The organism is Polynucleobacter sp. JS-Fieb-80-E5, from assembly GCF_018882015.1.
GTDB lineage: Bacteria > Pseudomonadota > Gammaproteobacteria > Burkholderiales > Burkholderiaceae > Polynucleobacter.
Map to the genome: position 1 here is coordinate 1 of NZ_JACVPH010000009.1, position 17,320 is coordinate 17,320.

22 protein-coding genes are annotated in these 17,320 nt (G+C 45.1%); 14 read left to right on the top strand and 8 right to left on the bottom strand.

Annotated elements, in window-relative coordinates; translation table 11 throughout:
- Window positions 1-159: 159 nt before the first annotated feature.
- From adk to ICN44_RS11880, 6 genes are all read right to left on the bottom strand, one after another.
- Window positions 160-825 carry an adenylate kinase gene (gene adk / locus ICN44_RS11855; RefSeq protein ID WP_216121653.1) on the bottom strand — a complete coding sequence of 222 codons (666 nt, stop codon included), beginning with the start codon at window positions 823-825 and terminating at the stop codon, window positions 160-162.
- 114 nt (window positions 826-939) lie between these two features.
- On the bottom strand, window positions 940-1,704 hold the full coding sequence (gene kdsB, locus ICN44_RS11860; RefSeq protein ID WP_216264131.1) for a 3-deoxy-manno-octulosonate cytidylyltransferase: 765 nt from the start codon (window positions 1,702-1,704) through the stop codon (window positions 940-942).
- 21 nt (window positions 1,705-1,725) lie between these two features.
- A complete protein-coding gene (locus ICN44_RS11865; protein WP_216264132.1) occupies window positions 1,726-1,905 on the bottom strand; it encodes a Trm112 family protein in 180 nt (59 codons plus the stop codon).
- Between the two features lie 60 nt (window positions 1,906-1,965).
- Window positions 1,966-3,057, bottom strand: a complete 1,092-nt coding sequence (gene lpxK, locus ICN44_RS11870) for a tetraacyldisaccharide 4'-kinase (protein WP_216264133.1) — start codon at window positions 3,055-3,057, stop codon at window positions 1,966-1,968.
- Window positions 3,058-3,080: 23 nt separating this feature from the next.
- Complete coding sequence (locus ICN44_RS11875) at window positions 3,081-3,545, bottom strand: biopolymer transporter ExbD (RefSeq protein ID WP_216264134.1); 465 nt, start codon at window positions 3,543-3,545, stop codon at window positions 3,081-3,083.
- The gene (locus tag ICN44_RS11880; RefSeq protein ID WP_216264135.1) at window positions 3,542-4,201 is read right to left on the bottom strand and encodes a MotA/TolQ/ExbB proton channel family protein; all 660 of its coding nucleotides are present in this window, start codon (window positions 4,199-4,201) and stop codon (window positions 3,542-3,544) included. The genes ICN44_RS11875 and ICN44_RS11880 overlap by 4 nt, the downstream gene beginning before the upstream one ends.
- Before the next feature lie 313 nt (window positions 4,202-4,514).
- Between ICN44_RS11880 and xseA the strand changes: the two genes are divergently transcribed.
- Complete coding sequence (gene xseA, locus ICN44_RS11885; protein WP_216264136.1) at window positions 4,515-5,729, top strand: exodeoxyribonuclease VII large subunit; 1,215 nt, start codon at window positions 4,515-4,517, stop codon at window positions 5,727-5,729.
- A 24-nt stretch (window positions 5,730-5,753) separates the two neighbouring features.
- On the opposite strand, the gene murB is transcribed toward xseA, so the two are convergent.
- Window positions 5,754-6,791 (bottom strand): UDP-N-acetylmuramate dehydrogenase, encoded by a 1,038-nt coding sequence (murB, locus tag ICN44_RS11890; RefSeq protein ID WP_216264137.1) that lies wholly within the window; start codon window positions 6,789-6,791, stop codon window positions 5,754-5,756.
- 126 nt (window positions 6,792-6,917) lie between these two features.
- On the opposite strand from murB, the gene ICN44_RS11895 reads away from it, so the two are divergent.
- From ICN44_RS11895 to ICN44_RS11940, 10 genes are all read left to right on the top strand, one after another.
- Window positions 6,918-7,403: a YajQ family cyclic di-GMP-binding protein gene (locus ICN44_RS11895; RefSeq protein ID WP_072583283.1), complete on the top strand. Its 486-nt coding sequence runs from the start codon at window positions 6,918-6,920 to the stop codon at window positions 7,401-7,403.
- Window positions 7,404-7,473: 70 nt separating this feature from the next.
- Entirely contained in the window at window positions 7,474-7,773 is a 300-nt protein-coding gene (locus tag ICN44_RS11900; protein ID WP_072583282.1) for a BrnT family toxin, read from the top strand.
- Window positions 7,760-8,032 carry a BrnA antitoxin family protein gene (locus ICN44_RS11905; protein ID WP_072583281.1) on the top strand — a complete coding sequence of 91 codons (273 nt, stop codon included), beginning with the start codon at window positions 7,760-7,762 and terminating at the stop codon, window positions 8,030-8,032. Before ICN44_RS11900 ends, ICN44_RS11905 begins: the two co-directional genes overlap by 14 nt.
- Window positions 8,033-8,070: 38 nt before the next feature.
- Window positions 8,071-9,003 carry a site-specific tyrosine recombinase XerD gene (xerD, locus tag ICN44_RS11910; RefSeq protein ID WP_216264138.1) on the top strand — a complete coding sequence of 311 codons (933 nt, stop codon included), beginning with the start codon at window positions 8,071-8,073 and terminating at the stop codon, window positions 9,001-9,003.
- Window positions 9,004-9,020: 17 nt separating this feature from the next.
- On the top strand, window positions 9,021-9,653 hold the full coding sequence (gene plsY / locus ICN44_RS11915) for a glycerol-3-phosphate 1-O-acyltransferase PlsY (RefSeq protein WP_216264139.1): 633 nt from the start codon (window positions 9,021-9,023) through the stop codon (window positions 9,651-9,653).
- 44 nt (window positions 9,654-9,697) lie between these two features.
- Entirely contained in the window at window positions 9,698-10,069 is a 372-nt protein-coding gene (locus ICN44_RS11920) for an MAPEG family protein (protein ID WP_216264140.1), read from the top strand.
- A gap of 50 nt (window positions 10,070-10,119) precedes the next feature.
- Window positions 10,120-10,872, top strand: coding sequence for a GTP cyclohydrolase I (folE, locus tag ICN44_RS11925; protein ID WP_216264141.1), 753 nt, complete (start codon window positions 10,120-10,122; stop codon window positions 10,870-10,872).
- A 4-nt stretch (window positions 10,873-10,876) separates the two neighbouring features.
- Window positions 10,877-11,815, top strand: a complete 939-nt coding sequence (locus tag ICN44_RS11930; protein ID WP_216264142.1) for a hypothetical protein — start codon at window positions 10,877-10,879, stop codon at window positions 11,813-11,815.
- Between the two features lie 453 nt (window positions 11,816-12,268).
- Window positions 12,269-12,547: a high-potential iron-sulfur protein gene (locus tag ICN44_RS11935; protein ID WP_216264143.1), complete on the top strand. Its 279-nt coding sequence runs from the start codon at window positions 12,269-12,271 to the stop codon at window positions 12,545-12,547.
- Between the two features lie 111 nt (window positions 12,548-12,658).
- Window positions 12,659-13,213: an HPP family protein gene (locus tag ICN44_RS11940; RefSeq protein ID WP_255537617.1), complete on the top strand. Its 555-nt coding sequence runs from the start codon at window positions 12,659-12,661 to the stop codon at window positions 13,211-13,213.
- A 27-nt stretch (window positions 13,214-13,240) separates the two neighbouring features.
- Here ICN44_RS11940 and ICN44_RS11945 read toward each other — a convergent pair whose 3' ends face one another.
- Window positions 13,241-13,390 (bottom strand): hypothetical protein, encoded by a 150-nt coding sequence (locus ICN44_RS11945; RefSeq protein WP_216264144.1) that lies wholly within the window; start codon window positions 13,388-13,390, stop codon window positions 13,241-13,243.
- Window positions 13,391-13,638: 248 nt separating this feature from the next.
- Here ICN44_RS11945 and ICN44_RS11950 point away from each other — a divergent pair, with 248 nt between their 5' ends.
- The 3 genes from ICN44_RS11950 to gmd are packed head-to-tail and all read left to right on the top strand — an operon-like array spanning window position 13,639 to window position 17,306.
- Window positions 13,639-15,153, top strand: a complete 1,515-nt coding sequence (locus tag ICN44_RS11950; protein WP_216264145.1) for a mannose-1-phosphate guanylyltransferase/mannose-6-phosphate isomerase — start codon at window positions 13,639-13,641, stop codon at window positions 15,151-15,153.
- Between the two features lie 20 nt (window positions 15,154-15,173).
- Window positions 15,174-16,154, top strand: coding sequence for a GDP-mannose 4,6-dehydratase (locus ICN44_RS11955; protein WP_216264146.1), 981 nt, complete (start codon window positions 15,174-15,176; stop codon window positions 16,152-16,154).
- A 21-nt stretch (window positions 16,155-16,175) separates the two neighbouring features.
- Window positions 16,176-17,306 (top strand): GDP-mannose 4,6-dehydratase, encoded by a 1,131-nt coding sequence (gene gmd / locus ICN44_RS11960; RefSeq protein WP_216264147.1) that lies wholly within the window; start codon window positions 16,176-16,178, stop codon window positions 17,304-17,306.
- The last annotated feature ends 14 nt before the right edge of the window (window positions 17,307-17,320 follow it).

Genomic DNA, 17,320 nt, shown 5'->3' on the forward strand with positions numbered 1-17,320 from the left:
GTTTTAAAACCACCCCTACCGGAGAGGTAATGCTCAATGACTACTAGCTTGAACTCTTTGCTGTATTTGGACATGAGACTGACCCTGTTGAGTTGGATTGGGTGTCCAACTTTTGTGGGTCAGTTCAAATGCAGTCCTTTTTTACTAATGCGAATTGAATTACTTCAGTTCAGCAAAAATAGAAGCGGTGATGTCTTCAACGTTACCAGTGCCACTTACCTTGCGATAGACTGGCGCTTTTACCTTGTCGGCTGGATTGCCTTGCGCAGCCCAAGAGGAGTAGTACTCCACTAATGGACGGGTCTGATCGTCATATACCTGCAAACGTTTGCGAACAGTTGCCTCTTTGTCGTCGTCACGCTGAATAAGATCATCGCCAGTCACATCATCTTTGCCTGCAACCTTGGGTGGGTTGTATTTGATGTGATAAGTACGGCCAGAGGCAGGGTGAACACGACGTCCGCTCATACGATCGATGATGGCATCAAATGGCACATCGATTTCTAAAACGTAATCGATAGGAACACCAGCATCTTTCATGGCTTGTGCTTGAGGAATGGTTCTTGGAAAACCATCAAACAAATAGCCTTTGCTGCAATCCGGTTGAGTCAGGCGATCTTTAACGAGGCCGATGATGATGTCATCAGAAACGAGGCCACCCGCATCCATAATTTTTTTGGCCGCAATACCGAGTTCAGTTCCTGCTTTCACAGCAGCGCGCAACATATCGCCAGTGGAAATTTGTGGAATAGCAAATTTTTCGCAAATAAACTGAGCTTGTGTGCCTTTTCCAGCACCTGGTGCACCGAGCAGAATCAACCGCATTGTTTTCCCCTTAGAAGAGCTGTCATTGTCCCGTATTTTGTCGGGATCTTAGAAACCTATTGCCTAGGATTATCCCCGAGAAGCTCCAAACTACTGAGGTTTTGACGTATTGGCCTAGGAGCCAGCCAGTAACTGGCGCACTCTTTCGAGGTCCTCTGGGGTGTCCACCCCAGCAGGCGGGGCTTCAGAGGCGGTATGAACGGCTATGCGATAACCATTCCAGAGGGCGCGTAGCTGTTCTAAAGCTTCAGCCTGCTCTGGAGGTGCTGGCTCTAGACGGGTGTAGGCCTGTAAAAAGTCAGCCCTATAGGCATAGATCCCCAGATGGCGTAAATGCGCTATTTTTTGGTTTGCCTGAGGATCTCTCACAAACGGAATCGGCGCTCTGGAAAAGTAGAGCGCTTCACCGGAGCGGTTAAGAACCACTTTCACCACATTGGGATTATTGATCTCTGTGGCATCGGTAATCGGTACGGCAACTGTGGAGATAGCACACTCTTGATGCTTGGCCAAAGTGCTGGCAACTTGATTGATTAATTCAGGTGGAATGAGCGGCTCATCGCCTTGTACATTCACAATCAATGCATTGCTAGGCAGCTTCAGTAGCTGCGCAACTTCTGCAATGCGATCGGTTCCTGTTGGATGGTCTGCACTAGTGAGTAAACACTCAATACAATGCTCATCGCAAGCAGCTTGTATCTCTGGTGAATCAGTTGCCACTACAACGCTTTGCGCAAGCGATTGCTTGGCACGTTCAGCCACGCGAATCACCATCGGTTTACCACTAATGTCCGCTAGAGGTTTTCTCGGTAAACGAGTGGATCCCAGGCGAGCCGGAATCACTACTAAAAAATCTGGAGCTTTGGAAGAATGATTCATTAAAGTGACTTGCTCAATGTATTAAGCAAGTTCATCAGCATTCATGTTGCGTGCTTCTTCAACCAGCATTACTGGCACATCATCCCGAATGGGGTAGGCCAGGCGATCGGCCTTGCAAATAAGCTCATGTTTCTCGGCATTTAAATGCAATGGGCTTTTACATAAGGGGCAAACCAAAATATCGAGCAGTCGTTTATCCATGATTTCTTTAATGGTGATCTATTTAGGTGATGACACAGTGTAGTGCTATGTACGCCAAACCTACAAGGTATAGCGGTAAGGATTGGGTCTTTGCAGAATGGATTGCAGCCAGTCAGCCAAGCTGTCTGGGAGGGCGAGAGTCATTGGGACCACCCAAATGCGCTCATCTGTAATTGCGGCGCATTTCACAGCATCCTTTTCAGTAATGAGGATGCATTGCGCATTGATCTTCTCAAAGAACTCGGTTGTATAGGTCGCATGATCTGGCAAGGGAATCGATTTAGCGGCAATCCCTTGTTTGAGGAGATCATCAAAAAAGCGTTGTGGATTACCCAAGGCGGCAACGGCAGTAATTTTGTTTGGTAAATAACTATCTGCAATTTGAGCAAGCATCTGCGTATTTGTAGGGTTGATCAATTGATAGGCATTACCCATATTACCTAAGAGCGAGAATGCGCGACGCCCTAAAAAATACTCATCCTGAGGACCAAGCTTAGATTCAGCACCTTTTGCTTTTCCAGTAAAGAGGGTGGCATCACGTTCACGTGTGGCGGGTTCGCGCAAAGGACCGGCAGGAAGTAGAAAACGATTGCCTTCACCCCGTCCATCGCGCACTACGAATTCAATATCACGCCCGCCTTCGCGAGCAGGCCAGCGCGCTAAACCACTGTGCTGCAAGCCATCGTCGCTAATGATGACGTTCACATTGGGTGAATACTTTAGTAAAGCCTGAATACTTTTTAGACGCTTTGGAAAAACCCAAATCGGAAATTGATCATGTGTACGTTTTGCAATCAATACAGGCTCGTCACCAACTAGGGTTGGATCAGAATCACTGCGAACTTGTAATGGTGTGATTTGAGAAGAAGATCCATAGCCTCGACTAATAATTCCAGGCCTCCAACCAAGGTGACTAAGACGTTCTGCTAGAGCGATCACGATAGGCGTCTTGCCAGTTCCGCCTACACGAATATTGCCCACAATAATGACTGGTACTGGAGCAGGCTGTTGCTTTACTAAGCCCGTATCCAGAATTAATTTACGAACGCGTATTACCAAGCCATAAAGCCAAGAGAGCGGCCAGAGCAATAAGCTCGTAGGGCCACGTCTTTCCCAAAACTTGGGGGCTTTACGGAAGTAAGAAAATGACATTGAGTAGTTTCTTGATTCGGTAATTACTTCTTGGTTTGGCTGCTAAACACGATATTGGACAGGTTAGCATCGCGCGCTGCTTCCAGTGCGCTCATGACCGCCTGATGGGGCGCTCTAGCATCGGCATCAATATTCACTTGCAGAGAGCTGGTGGCTTCCTTCTGGCTGCTTTGTCCATTTAGCTGAGTTAATGCATTGCTGAGTTGTGATCGATCTACCACTTTGCCATTCACTGCGAAGCGGCCATCGCGACTGACTGCAAGATGAATTTGCTTGACCTCTGCCTGGCTCTCATCGCCATTAGCGGTGGGTAAAGTGATGGCCAATTCTTGATAGCGCGTGAAGGTTGTGGAGATCATCAAAAAGATTAAGACCACCAACAACACATCAATAAAAGGAATGAGATTGATTTCTGGCTCTACAGGTGTAGCACTACCCCCAAGAGAAAATCTTCTCTTGGCTCGTGGGTGTGTTTCTAGCCAACTCATTTTGAAATGTCAGCAGCGTCGTTTGAAACGTTTGGATAGAGCTTCTTAAACAGTTGACGAGTAAATTCTTCACATTCACGTTGACGTTGATTGGCCATTGCGCGCAAACCACGCCAAGCTGCAAGAGCAGGAATAGCAATCAAGAGTCCAAATGCCGTGTTGTACAAAGCGACTGAAATACCGTGGGCTAATTGTTGTGGACTACCAGCAGCGCCATTAATAGCGCCTTGACTGCCAAAGATTTCAATCATGCCCACGACAGTGCCAAATAAACCCAATAGCGGAGCGACTGTGGCGATCGTGGCAAGTGCGCCTAAGTAGCGGTCCAACTTAAGCCAAGTGCTCTGTGCGGTCACTTGCAACTCCTCCAGCGCAGCATCAGCATTGCTGCCAGATAATTTCTCTTTTAGTGCGCATGCCAATAAAGGGCTTGCAGGAGAAAGGTTGGCCAATTCCGTAATCTGCTGCTCAGAAACGCTGGATTTGCTTCCAACCAACTGATTTGCAAGAGAAAAAACGCTTTCTAGGCAATTTTTGGGGAATATGTGCGTTTGACGCAGGTACCAGCAACGCTCTAATGCTATTGCTAAGCCCAATATGGAAATGATGAGGAGGGGCCAAATAGGCCAGCCAGCGGATAGTAAGATGGAGTACATAAGCTCAGTACTTTAGCTGAATTAAAAAGCCTGTTTCGGAAAGCTAGCCTGTGGATAACTCTGTGCAAAACTTTTTTGAGTTTGGTCTGTAAGTCCTTGATACATGGTCAGCGTGGTTTTATATTGGTTCAAATCGAATTTATTAGGCAGATTAATTCCTATATAAATCAATGGCTTGTATTTTAGATGTTGGATTTATGAGACGTTTTGGGTCAGTAATTACTTACTTATACGCATTAAACCTAGAGTGAATCTGTATCTGTGGATATTTATTGGCGCCTAAGCCAGATGGCTGTGAGATTAAAGAGAAAAAATGTCGGAAATATCAAGGGAAATTCTGAGTGTTGGCGATCTAAACCGCGCCATTGCTGCCTCTTTAGAGGACCGTTTCGATACTGTATGGGTGAGCGGGGAGATTTCCAACTTCAAGGCTTATGACAGCGGGCATTGGTATTTCTCATTAAAAGACGCAGAAGGTCAAATTCGTTGTGTCATGTTTCGTGGTCGCAACGGCCAAGTTGGGTTCATGCCGCAATCTGGGGATTTGGTTGAAGTTAGCGCTAGCTTAGGAATGTATGTTCCTCGTGGGGATATACAGCTCACGATTCAAACTTTGCGTCGTGCTGGCATGGGAGGTCTCTACGAAGCCTTCTTAAAGCTGAAAGCCAAGCTCGCAAAAGAAGGCTTGTTTGATGATGAGCGCAAGCGTGAGATCCCAACGCATCCGCGATCAATCGGCATCATCACATCACTGCAAGCAGCAGCACTCAAAGATGTGCTGAGTACTTTAGCGAGAAGAGCGCCGCATATTCCGATTGTGATTTATCCAACGCTAGTACAAGGACCTGATGCACCAGCCGGCATTATTGCCGCACTCAAAGCTGCCGAAAAAGAAAAAGCAGTAGATGTTATTTTGTTAGTACGCGGTGGAGGCAGTATTGAAGATCTCTGGGCATTTAATGATGAACAACTGGCTTATGCGATTGCAGATTCATCTATTCCAATAGTGAGTGGTGTTGGACATGAAACCGATTTCACGATTGCGGATTTTGTTGCAGACTTGCGCGCACCAACACCAACTGGCGCGGCAGAGCTAGCAGCGCCACGCCGAGATCAAATGCTGCAAGAGCTTGATGCCATCATGCAAGCGCTACTCCAGCGCATTAACCAACGAGTAGAGCGTGAGGCACAAACGCTGGATCAATTAGCGCTTCGCTTGAGTCATGCATTGCCCAATCCGGATCGCATGCGTGAGCAAATTCAGGGATGGCAGCAGCGCCTGAACCAGGCCTGGTCTGTGCGCATGGAAAATTGGAAGCGCAATCAATCGCACTATCAATCTCAGTTGGAGATGTTGAATCCACAGAGAACGTTAGAGCGTGGTTATGCAGTCATTCTGAGTAAAAACAAAGAAGCGTTGTGTGCGGTGCGCAAGCCAAATGAACTGGTCACCGATCAAGAGTATGAAATACAGGTTGCTGAAGGTAGTGTGACTGTGGAGTTAGCTAAAGTAGCTATTGTGAAATAGGAGATATTTCACTTGCCCAGAGGGCTAGAGGATATTGGGCTCTATCTGCAAGCTAACACCAAATTTATCGTGCACTTTATCGCGAATACACTTTGCTAGGCCTAGGATATCTTGAGCCGTGCCACCACCATGATTGACCAGCACCAGCGCTTGGTTTTCATAAACGCCGACTGAGCCCATACGCTGTCCCTTAAAGCCACATTGATCAATGAGCCATCCAGCCGCTAGCTTGCGTTTGCCTGGTGCGTCGGGATATGAGACTAGGTCAGCATGAGTTTTGAGCAGGGTTTCATATTGTTCATTCGGAACAATGGGATTCTGAAAGAAGCTGCCGGCATTGCCAATCACTTTTGGGTCAGGCAATTTATGTGTGCGGATCTTACAAACCGCTAAGAAAATTTCTTCTGCAGTGGGATTGGAGTTTTCAGCAAATTGTTTTGCTAGATCTGCGTAATGAATACGAGCCTGCCAATTTTTAGGAATACTAAAAACAACCTTTGTCACAATAAAGCGCTGGGGATTTTGCTTGAAGTAGCTATCGCGATAAGCAAAGTGGCAGGCCTCTTTTGCGAGGGTGACAAAGGCATGATCTTTCGTATCAAAGGCTTCGATACGATCGATGTAATCGCCGATCTCAACACCGTAAGCCCCAATGTTTTGAATTGGTGCTGCTCCAACGGTTCCAGGGATGAGTGCTAAGTTTTCTAAACCGGGTAAATCATTCTCTAGGGTCCAAGCAACAAGTTCATGCCAATTCACACCACCACCCACAGCTAAAAGACTGGCATCCGCATCGCTGGAAATAATTTCTTGTCCGGCAATATTCATGAGAAGGGTAGCCCCCGGTAGCTTGTTGGGAAGAATGACATTGCTGCCTCCACCCAAAACACGCCATGCTAGTTTTTGCTCGGCAATATCGGAGATGACTTCCGGAATTTGCTCGGGCGCGGTAATTTCGTAGGCTAGCTCTGCATTGGCGTCAAAGCCAAAGGTATTGCGCTGCTTCAAGCCCAAATTGGGTATTGATTTTGCTGCTTGGGGCGCATTTTGAGCACGGTTCATGCCACAATCTTATTCGTAAAAGAATCTAGCGAATATTTTTTAGGTGCAAAACTTGTAAAAGTCTCCAAAATATCTAGAAAATATGAAGATTGCTTGAATATTTACCAAAAAATATAGGGAGTAAAAATGCCAACATTTGACGTAGTTTGTGAGCCGGACATGATTGAACTCAAAAATGCTGTTGAGCAATCTAATAAAGAAATTACCAATCGTTTTGACTTTAAGGGCTCCGATAGCCGTGTAGAGCAAAAAGATGAAACTTTAATCTTGTTTGGTGATGACGACTTTAAATTAGGCCAAGTGCGTGATGTGTTGATTAGTAAAATGGCTAAGCGCAATGTGGACGTGCGTTATCTCAAAGATGACAAAACAGAAACCATTGGCAGTGATAAGCGCAAGCAGACCATGAAGATTCAAAAGGGTATTACTTCAGACTTAGCTAAAAAAGTAGTGCGCATCATTAAAGATAGCAAGCTCAAAGTGCAAGCCAGTATTCAGGGTGATGCAGTACGTGTCACTGGCGCTAAGCGTGATGACTTGCAAGAAACTATGGCTCTGCTCAAAAAAGAAGTTACCGAAGCGCCATTAGGCTTTAATAATTTCCGTGACTAATGTGATGTTTGAGGGGGTATAAGAGACCCCTTGCTTTATAGGTGCATGTATATTATGATAATATACATGCATGATAGATTTTCACCGAATTACTGGGTTCCAGTGGGATGCTGGAAACGCTTACAAGAGCGAAGAGAAGCATGGTGTAACTCAAGGAGAGGCAGAAGAAATTTTCTTTAATCAGCCCCTATTGGTTTCTGGTGATGAGAAGCATAGCGAAGATGAGCAACGTTATTTGGCTCTTGGTGTTACCTCGATTGGTGAATTTTTGTCCGTAGTTTTTACCTTGCGAAAGAGTGGCACTTTAATTAGGGTGGTTTCCGCAAGGCCAATGAGTAAGAAAGAGAGGGCATTCTATGAAAAAGCCTAGCAAAACAATTCCTAAATTCAAGAGTGAAAAAGAAGAGCGCGCCTTCTGGGAGAAGAGTGATTCTTCAGAATATTTTGATTTGTCAAGGGCTGTAAGAGTCACAATGCCAAATCTGAAGCCAACAACCACTTCAATATCGCTCCGCTTATCCCAGAGTATTTTGGAGAATATTAAGTTGCAAGCGAATAAGCTTGATGTGCCATATCAATCTTTGATGAAGATATGGCTTGCAGAAAAACTGGAAGAGGTTGCTAAGTAGTTATTGATATTTGGCTGCCTAGAGCCATGCAATCTTAAATGCCAATCTCTAAAAACATCCAAAATCAGATAGCCCCAGCAAGCCAAGAAGCCATTGAGCGCTTCTGCGATGCTTGCTGGTTGGAAGATGGCTTAGCTCAAAATAGTCTGTCCGCATACCGCAGAGACTTATTGTTATTGGCCCAGTGGCTCTATAAGGACTCGGGAGCTGATCTGTATGGAGTGACAGAAAAAGATCTAACAGCATATATTGCCCATCGACGTGCTGATAAAGCTACTACTGCTAATCGGCGCTTAACGGTTTTCAAACGCTTCTATCGTCATGCACTCCGTATCAATTTAGTGAAGAGTGATCCTTGTATTGGATTGCGTGCTGCTAAACAAGCACTCCGTTTTCCAAAGACCTTGAGCGAGGATCAAGTCACCGCATTACTCAATGCCCCCGATATCGAAACGCCATTGGGTCTACGTGATCGCACCATGTTGGAGCTAATGTATGCCAGTGGCTTACGCGTTTCAGAAATCGTTTCTTTAAAAACTGTTGCACTAGGTCTAAATGAAGGTGTAGTGCGAGTGGTCAATGGCAAAGGTGGAAAAGAGCGCTTAGTGCCATTTGGTGGTGAAGCAGGACAGTGGTTAAGACGCTATTTAGCAGAAGCGCGTACCCCCTTGTTGGAAGGTAAAACCACTGATGCGGTTTTTGTGGGTCGCCATACTGGCACAGGCTTAACCCGTCAGGCATTCTGGGCTTTGATTAAGAGATACGCAACAGTAGCTAATATTCCAGTAGCGCTGTCACCCCATACCTTGCGCCATGCATTTGCCACCCATTTACTGAATCATGGGGCTGATTTAAGGGTAGTACAGCTCCTTTTGGGCCATGCGGATATCTCTACTACCCAGATCTACACCCATGTGGCCCGTGAACGCCTCAAATCGATACATCAGCAGCACCATCCTAGGGGTTCATAAGTGTTTAAGATAGCGGTATGGATTTAACCCTCGACCTCTTGATTATCCCAATCGCCTATTTAATAGGCTCTATATCTTTTGCAGTGGTTGTGAGTAAGTGCATGCGCTTACCGGATCCTCATTCCTATGGTTCAGGTAATCCTGGCGCGACCAATGTGCTGCGCACGGGTAATAAATTAGCTGCAGTGCTAACTCTCGTTGGCGATGCATTAAAGGGTTACTTTGCTGTCATGTTGGCACGAGTTTTACTCGGTGATGAATCTCTTACTTCCACCATGAACTCCTGGCTCTTATGCGGCGTTGTGATCGCAGTGTTCTTGGGTCATCTCTTCCCCATATTTCATGGCTTTAAGGGTGGCAAAGGAGTTGCTACCGCTTGCGGTATTTTGTTTGGTATTAATTGGATTTTGGGATTAGCCACACTGAGTACTTGGATTATTGTGGCCACGTTTATGCGTTACTCATCACTGGCTGCATTAGCTGCTGCGATATTTGGTCCAATCTATTTCGTTTTCTTATTCGGCTTTCAGCCGATGGGCATTGCATTGCTGATCGTTTGCGCACTCCTCATTTGGCGTCATCGTAGCAATATTCAAAATTTGCTCAATGGTACTGAGGGCCGCATTGGTAGTAAGAAGACTCCAAAATAAGCATTCCTACTTCTCGCAAATAACTTCACTTTAATAAGGCCATCATGACTATTGCTTATGCATGCATTCTCTTTATGGGACTACTTCCCTATGTTGCTGCCGGTATCGCCAAAAAAGGCTTTGAAGGCTATGACAACGGTATGCCAAGACAGTGGCTTGCTAAACAAACTGGCTTTAGGGCGCGCGCTAATGCCGCTCAAGCCAATATATTTGAGTCGCTCCCTTTTTTCTTTGCCGCCGTCATCATTGCATCGATTGCTCATGCCCCACAGGACAGAATTGATCTCCTGGCAATCGGCTTTGTGATTGCGCGTATTGCTTACCTAGCTTGCTATATCGCTGATTGGCCTACTACCCGCTCCACAGTTTGGCTATTTGGCATGATTTGCGTAGTAGCCTTGTTCTTCCAGATTTAATTACAAAAAATACAGAACTGATTCTGAAAATATTCGAGACAAAAATTTATATGCCCATTAAAAAAACACCAGCCAAAAAAGTGGCTAGTAAAGCTGTGACGAAAAAAGTAAGCAGCAAAGAGGATGTGGGCACTCCACTATCAGTGGTGATTCGTCGTCGTATTGAGGCTCAAAAAGTGCGCTTTCATGCGAATGACAATATCTCTGCATTTATTAAGCCAGGTGAGTTGGAGGGTTTAGTAGATGAGGTTGCTGAGAAGATGCAGGCTGTTCTAGAAAGCCTCGTGATTGATACTGAAAATGATCACAACACTCAAAATACTAGTCGTCGTGTAGCAAAGATGTATGTCCAAGAGGTCTTTAATGGCCGCTATGTAGATCAGCCAACACTAACCAAGTTTCCGAATGTGAGCCGTTTAAATGAGCTCATGATTATTGGGCCTATTACGGTCCGTAGCGCCTGTTCGCACCACTTATGTCCCATCATGGGCCGCATTTGGATTGGCGTATTACCTAGTAAAGACTCTGCATTGATCGGTCTTTCTAAATACTCGCGCTTGACTGAGTGGGTAATGTGTCGCCCGCAGATTCAGGAAGAGGCGGTAGTAGAGTTGGCTGACATGCTCGAAAAGAAGATTAGGCCTGTTGGCGTAGCTGTTGTGATGGATGCTGATCACTTCTGTATGCAATGGCGTGGGGTTAAAGATCGTGACTCCAAGATGATCAACAGCGTCATGCGCGGTGCTTTCTTGAAAGACTCCAATCTGCGTCGTGAGTTCTTGGCTTTGATTGATCGTAAATAGGCCAATGAAAAAACTCCTCATTCTGTTAATCGTCTTGCTGGTTGGTTGCACAGTTGGCCCTCAGCGACAGGATTATCAAACGGCCATGAATGAAGAGGTGGAGTCACCGTTCTTTTACATTCCGGCGCTGAATCAAAAAGATTTTGCAGATCGCAGTTGGATTCTTTTGGCAGAATCTAAGTCTAAGGTCTGGTTTTATGACCCCTATACCTTAAATGAAGATGAAGAGGGCGTTGTTACTTTTGATGCATTCTTTTCCCCTAGGGAGAAAAATACTCTAGCGCCGTATAACGCTACTATCGTCGGCCCTTATCGCCAAAAGATGGATTGCTTTGGCAATTACCAATGGTCGGAAACTCTCTATACCCAAAATATTGTTTCCAAGGCACCTCTAGTGGGCGACACCAAGCCAGTCAATGGTTCTGGCTGGGTCAAGATCGCCCCAAGAACCGCTATGGCCTATATGCGTTCCCGAGTCTGTGGCAGAAAATTTATTGATGACCAAAACATCAATTATTTCTTATATCAAGAAAGCCCATTGCCAGCTCCGGTTGCCAAGAAGGCGCCCGTTGAAGTTTTTGATGAGAAGCTCAATAAGCAGATAGCACCTCCTAAGGAAGATGCAGTTGTCGAATCAACCGATGCGAAGCCACCAGTTTTCTATGAAGTCATTAATAACGAAGTCACTATTGTTGATATCAAGAAAGATATCCGCCAATTGAGGTTGAGTTCTTACTTGTTAAATAAAGATTTTCCCAAGCAAGTGGATTATGTATTTACGGCTAATTGCCAAAGTAATTCTTACTCAATCACCCCTCAGATCAGCGGTGAAAAATCCAGCAGCGCATTGGGCGCAAAAGATTCTTTAGCGGCCGTGGCATTTAATCGAGCCTGCGGAGATCATGGTGTCTATATGAAGTTGTCTAGTAAGGGCGGAAGATGAGCTCAAGATTGTTCTTCAGAGCGTCCCAAATTTGCTTGGTCATCTTAATGTTGGGGGTGATGATTTCTTGCTCCAGTTTTCCTTCTGAAAATCAGGATCCTTCAAAAAACAATAAAGCGACCTATAACAAGGACCTCAAGGACTGCCAAGAAGACTACCCAGAAGCTGGCTCAGGCGTGCATATCAGGCAATGGATCAATTGTATGAATTTGAAGGGCTGGAAATAGCTTCTCTTCGAAGCAACTTGTTTCTTTTTGGGTGTTGAATTCAGTCTTATCTTTCGCGGTAACCTTGCATTGCAATATTTGAGAATAATTCTCATCTATATCTTCATATAAATCATAGACTTACATGCTATCTGGATAGATTAATTCTTCTGCACTATGATCACCTTTAGTTTTTAGGGTGCATTGTCATTGCACAACATTCGCTGTTTTATTTTTTGGAGAATCCATGAAAAATAGTCGTCGCCAATTTATGATTTTGTCTGCTGCTGGTGCTTGTACATTGGCTTTGAACGGTAAAGTTCAAGCTCAAGCTATGGTTGCAGAAACTGATCCACAAGCAAAAGCTTTGCAATATGTTGCAGTATCTAAAGATGCTGGCAAGAATTGCGCTAATTGCGCTCTCTACCAAGGCAAACCAGATTCTGCTGCAGGTGGATGCGCACTCTTTGCTGGCAAGCAAGTGGCTGCTAAAGCTCATTGCAGTGCTTGGGCTAAAAAGGCTTAATTTAAAGTCAGTAATTACTTTGATCAATAAGGAAGACTGCTTCGGCGGTCTTTTTTATTGCCTCAACAGTTTGAAATCAGAAGCATTGCTGGGGTATAACAAAGATTCTTTATGACGCAATCTATGAAACACTCACTTAAATTTCTTCTAAAGCGCTACTCCTTTTACTTGGGTGGAGATCAACCTGCTGTGACCTGGTACGAGCGTTTTCGTTCTGCTTTAGGGGCTTTTATAGGTTTGATGTTAGTAATTACTGTCGCCATGTACCTTAGAGAGCTTAGTGGTATCGATGAATGGCTGATGGCTTCATTGGGGGCAAGCGCTTTATTGGTCTTCGTTCTGCCTGGCAGTCCAATGGCTCAACCTTGGGCTGTTATTGCTGGCAATACTCTGTCTGCCTTAGTTGGGGTGAGTTGTGCAATCCTGGTTTCGAGCCCCTTGCTGGCTTTGCCGATGGCTGCTGCACTCTCTATTTTGGGAATGTTTATGTTGCGCTGCTTGCATCCACCAGCAGCGGCAGTGGCTTTAATTGCGGTTTTGGGTGGCATAACGCATTACCGCTATGCCTTTTTCCCGGTGATGGTGGATTCAGCTCTTTTGATACTGTCTGGGGCGGCTTACAGCAATCTGACTGGTAAACCTTACCCCAATAGGCCGCCTAAATAATAGGCAGCTCTAACTCAAGCCCAGTCTTTATTTGCTGATTCTGCCTGCTGCGATTGAGGCTTTGCAGTCCTTAATAGCGTAGTTTTGGTATTTGCCAGCGTTTTCTTTGCGGATCGATTGGCCGCATTCAGTCAAAGAGTTGCGTAAGTTGATTTTTGGGATGTTGCCTGTTGTCATGATTGACTCCGTAATTAGTGGTTTTAGTTGTGAATTTAAGCCCCAAGGACCCTCATTAAGATCTAGGCTTTGGGCTTAATAGCGCTATCTTGCGCTGCTGATAATTCTAGTGAGTTTTTTGGGTTCGGGGGTAATCATGGGTTAAATGAAGTTAAATCCATTGTTAACCCCTAGTTTCATGAAAATAGCCGCTTAAAACCTTTAAAATCACCGGATATTTACAAAAAGCATAAATGCTTTGCTAATTGATGAGCTTAATCAAACTGTCAGCTAATACCGTTATCCCAGTCATCCTTTGTGGTGGGTCTGGCACACGCCTATGGCCGTTATCTCGCGCAGGATTTCCGAAGCAGTTTTTAGTATTGTCTGGTGATGACTCTGGCAAGAGCTTATTTCAGCAGGCAGTTGAGCGTTTAAATACACTCTCTAAGAATGATATTGGGCCCACTTTAATTGTGACTAATGAAGAGCATCGTTTCTTAGTGCTCGATCAATTACGAGAAATGCCCAGCATTAATGCAACTTTGCTTTTAGAGCCAGAGGGGCGTAATACGGCACCAGCATTAAGCTTGGCTGCTTTGTACGCTAGCGAGCAAAAAGATAGCAGTAGCAACCCCATTGATCCGATCTTGGTCATTACACCGGCAGATCAAACAATACAAAATGGTGCGGCCTTTACTAAAGCACTCAATGAATGTGTCGAAGTTGTAAAAGCGGATTCCAGCGCAAAGACGATTGCTATCTTAGGCATTACTGCAAGCGCCCCGGAAACGGGTTATGGCTATATTAAGAAAATGGGCCAGCAAGGATCCCATGGTGAATACACCGTTGAGCAATTTGTAGAAAAGCCTGATGCCAAGACTGCGCAAAGTTATTTAGATGATGGCAATTACTTTTGGAATGGCGGCATGTTTGTGCTGCGCGCCAGCACTTGGCTTGCCGCTTTGAAGGAATTTCGCCGCGATATTTATGGTGCGACCGAAACCGCTTGGGTGGCTCGCAAGACAGATCAATCTGGCGAAACTCAATTTGTCCGCCCTGATGCAGCCATTTTTAAAACGATTCCGAGTGAATCGATTGACTATGCAGTTATTGAAAAATGTGCTGGCAATGCAAATAGCCAGTTCAGCATCAAGATGGTGGAGCTCAATGCGGGTTGGAATGACTTAGGCGCTTGGGATGCAGTCTGGCAGGTAGGCAAAAAAGATGATCAAGGTAATGTTACCTCTGGCGATACCCTACTTAGCGATGCGAGTAACTCTTTGGTGCATGCAAGTAGTCGTTTAGTAAGTGCAGTGGGCGTGGATAACTTAGTCATTATTGAAACGGCCGATGCTGTATTAGTTGCGCACCGCTCTAATAGCCAGGATGTGAAGCACATCGTTAATCAGCTAGAAAAACAAAAGCGTGAAGAGAAGAATCTTCACCGCAAGGTAGCAAGACCCTGGGGTTGGTATGACAGTGTGGATGAGGGTGAGCGCTTTAAGGTGAAGCGCATTCAAGTAAAGCCAGGTGCAAGCCTCTCATTGCAGATGCATCACCACCGTGCAGAACACTGGATTGTAGTTAAAGGAACGGCTGAAATTACGAATGGCGAGAAAGTCATTTTGCTCTCCGAGAATCAAAGTACTTATATACCGCAGGGCCAAACTCATCGCCTTGCCAACCCAGGAAAAACTCCGTTGGAGATCATCGAGGTTCAGTCCGGTAGTTACTTGGGTGAAGATGATATTGTCCGTTTCGAAGATAACTACGGACGCTAAATAGTGCAGTCATCAAACCAATGAACCAATCAATCTATTTAACCGACGCCGGCAAACGAGTTGCACTAATTTGTGGGGTTAGCGGTCAGGATGGTAGTTATTTAGCTAAGTTACTGCTAGATAAGGGTTATGAAGTCTTCGGTACTTCACGTGATGCGCAAGGCGCATCTTTCGGTAACTTGAAAAAATTAGGAATAGCCGATCGTATTCAATATGTTTCTATGGTTCCTGAGGACTTTCGTAGTGTCTTGATGGCATTACGAAAGAGTAATCCTGATGAGATCTACTACCTTGCAGGACAATCATCCGTAGGCCTCTCATTTGAGCAGCCTGCAGAAACGATTCAGAGTATTACTATGGGCACCCTCAATATTCTTGAGGGTTGTCGCATGATGGATAAGAAGATCAAGATCTATCACGCTGGTTCAGGCGAATGCTTTGGTGATACTAAAGGCGAGCCTGCAATCGAAAGTACTCCTTTCTATCCGATGAGTCCCTATGCGGTTGCTAAAACCTCGGCATATTGGTTGGTAAATAACTATCGTGATGCTTATGGCCTTTTTGCCTGTACGGGAATTTTGTTTAATCACGAGTCTCCTTTGCGCCCTGAGCGTTTTGTAACGCAAAAAATTATTCACTCAGTTAAGCGAATCTCGGAAGGCAGTCAAGATAAGCTCAGCTTAGGTCGCCTAGATATTTCTAGAGATTGGGGTTGGGCCCCGGAATATGTAGAGGCAATGTGGCTCATGTTGCAACAAGAAAAGCCACAAGACTTTGTTATCGCTACTGGCACCACAATTACCTTGGAAGATTTTGTAAAAGCAGCATTTGATCAGGCTGGCCTCAACTGGAAGGATCATGTAGTTCAAGATCCAAGCCTCTTCCGCCCAACAGATTTAGCGATCGGTCGCGCTGATCCAAGCAAGGCATTGAAAGAGTTTGGCTGGAAAGCGTCAACCACTGGAATTAATGTAGTGAAAAAAATGTACCAATCAATTTAATAGAGACATATCCGAAATACTATGAACGACAAACAAAAAGTTGCTTTAATTACCGGTATCACTGGGCAAGATGGCTCCTACCTTGCCGAATTCCTTTTGGAAAAAGGATATATTGTTCATGGTATTAAACGCCGTGCATCATCATTCAATACTGATCGCATCGACCATCTCTACCAAGATCCTCATGTGAATCACCCAAACTTGATTCTGCATTATGGTGATTTAACCGACACTAGTAACTTAGTGCGCATTATTCAAGAGAGTCAGCCTGATGAAATTTATAACTTGGGCGCACAATCTCACGTTGCAGTTTCTTTTGAATCCCCTGAATACACTGCCGATGTGGATGCAATGGGGCCATTACGTATCTTGGAGGCCATTCGGATTTTAGGTTTAGAGAAGAAAACCCGTTTCTATCAAGCATCTACTTCTGAGCTCTATGGCTTAGTTCAAGAAATTCCACAAAAAGAAACCACACCTTTTTACCCAAGAAGCCCTTATGCAGTAGCAAAGTTATATGCTTACTGGATTACCGTGAACTATCGCGAAGGTTATGGCATGTATGCCTGTAACGGTATTTTGTTTAATCATGAGTCTAAGCGTCGTGGTGAGACTTTTGTGACTCGCAAAGTGACTCGTGGCTTGGCTAATATTGCTCAAGGTCTTGAGAAATGCTTATTTATGGGCAATATTGATGCCCTACGTGACTGGGGTCATGCCAAAGATTACGTCCGCATGCAGTGGTTGATGTTGCAGCAAGATAAGCCGGATGACTTTGTGATTGCCACTGGTGTGCAGTTCACCGTGCGTGAATTTATTACTCGTAGCGCTAAGCAGCTTGGTATTACTATGCGCTTCGAAGGCTCAGCAGAGAGCGAAAAAGGTATCGTTGCAGCCATCGAAGGCGACAAAGCCCCAGCATTAAAAGTAGGTGATGTGATTGTGCAAATCGATCCACGCTACTACCGTCCTACAGAGGTTGAAACTCTGTTGGGTGATCCAACGAAGGCTAAAGAGAAATTGGGCTGGGTTCCTGAAATCACTCTCGATGAAATGATTGTGGAGATGGTAGCCAATGATTTAGATAAGGCCAAGCAACATGCCCTATTGAATAAACATGGGTATGAGGTTACTGTAGGAAAAGAGAATTAAGAAAATTATCTCGA

What these genes read in the sequence shown, in the direction of transcription:
- ICN44_RS11935 (WP_216264143.1), top strand. Translation starts at nt 12,269, where the DNA reads ATGAAAAATAGTCGTCGCCAATTTATGATTTTGTCTGCTGCTGGTGCT.
- gmd (WP_216264147.1), top strand. Translation starts at nt 16,176, where the DNA reads ATGAACGACAAACAAAAAGTTGCTTTAATTACCGGTATCACTGGGCAA.
- ICN44_RS11955 (WP_216264146.1), top strand. Translation starts at nt 15,174, where the DNA reads ATGAACCAATCAATCTATTTAACCGACGCCGGCAAACGAGTTGCACTA.
- ICN44_RS11880 (WP_216264135.1), bottom strand. Translation starts at nt 4,201, where the DNA reads ATGTACTCCATCTTACTATCCGCTGGCTGGCCTATTTGGCCCCTCCTC.
- ICN44_RS11940 (WP_255537617.1), top strand. Translation starts at nt 12,659, where the DNA reads ATGACGCAATCTATGAAACACTCACTTAAATTTCTTCTAAAGCGCTAC.
- ICN44_RS11900 (WP_072583282.1), top strand. Translation starts at nt 7,474, where the DNA reads ATGATAGATTTTCACCGAATTACTGGGTTCCAGTGGGATGCTGGAAAC.
- adk (WP_216121653.1), bottom strand. Translation starts at nt 825, where the DNA reads ATGCGGTTGATTCTGCTCGGTGCACCAGGTGCTGGAAAAGGCACACAA.
- ICN44_RS11865 (WP_216264132.1), bottom strand. Translation starts at nt 1,905, where the DNA reads ATGGATAAACGACTGCTCGATATTTTGGTTTGCCCCTTATGTAAAAGC.
- folE (WP_216264141.1), top strand. Translation starts at nt 10,120, where the DNA reads ATGCCCATTAAAAAAACACCAGCCAAAAAAGTGGCTAGTAAAGCTGTG.
- kdsB (WP_216264131.1), bottom strand. Translation starts at nt 1,704, where the DNA reads ATGAATCATTCTTCCAAAGCTCCAGATTTTTTAGTAGTGATTCCGGCT.
- ICN44_RS11920 (WP_216264140.1), top strand. Translation starts at nt 9,698, where the DNA reads ATGACTATTGCTTATGCATGCATTCTCTTTATGGGACTACTTCCCTAT.
- ICN44_RS11945 (WP_216264144.1), bottom strand. Translation starts at nt 13,390, where the DNA reads ATGACAACAGGCAACATCCCAAAAATCAACTTACGCAACTCTTTGACT.
- ICN44_RS11895 (WP_072583283.1), top strand. Translation starts at nt 6,918, where the DNA reads ATGCCAACATTTGACGTAGTTTGTGAGCCGGACATGATTGAACTCAAA.
- xseA (WP_216264136.1), top strand. Translation starts at nt 4,515, where the DNA reads ATGTCGGAAATATCAAGGGAAATTCTGAGTGTTGGCGATCTAAACCGC.
- lpxK (WP_216264133.1), bottom strand. Translation starts at nt 3,057, where the DNA reads ATGTCATTTTCTTACTTCCGTAAAGCCCCCAAGTTTTGGGAAAGACGT.
- ICN44_RS11950 (WP_216264145.1), top strand. Translation starts at nt 13,639, where the DNA reads ATGAGCTTAATCAAACTGTCAGCTAATACCGTTATCCCAGTCATCCTT.
- ICN44_RS11930 (WP_216264142.1), top strand. Translation starts at nt 10,877, where the DNA reads ATGAAAAAACTCCTCATTCTGTTAATCGTCTTGCTGGTTGGTTGCACA.
- ICN44_RS11905 (WP_072583281.1), top strand. Translation starts at nt 7,760, where the DNA reads ATGAAAAAGCCTAGCAAAACAATTCCTAAATTCAAGAGTGAAAAAGAA.
- ICN44_RS11875 (WP_216264134.1), bottom strand. Translation starts at nt 3,545, where the DNA reads ATGAGTTGGCTAGAAACACACCCACGAGCCAAGAGAAGATTTTCTCTT.
- murB (WP_216264137.1), bottom strand. Translation starts at nt 6,791, where the DNA reads ATGAACCGTGCTCAAAATGCGCCCCAAGCAGCAAAATCAATACCCAAT.
- plsY (WP_216264139.1), top strand. Translation starts at nt 9,021, where the DNA reads ATGGATTTAACCCTCGACCTCTTGATTATCCCAATCGCCTATTTAATA.
- xerD (WP_216264138.1), top strand. Translation starts at nt 8,071, where the DNA reads ATGCCAATCTCTAAAAACATCCAAAATCAGATAGCCCCAGCAAGCCAA.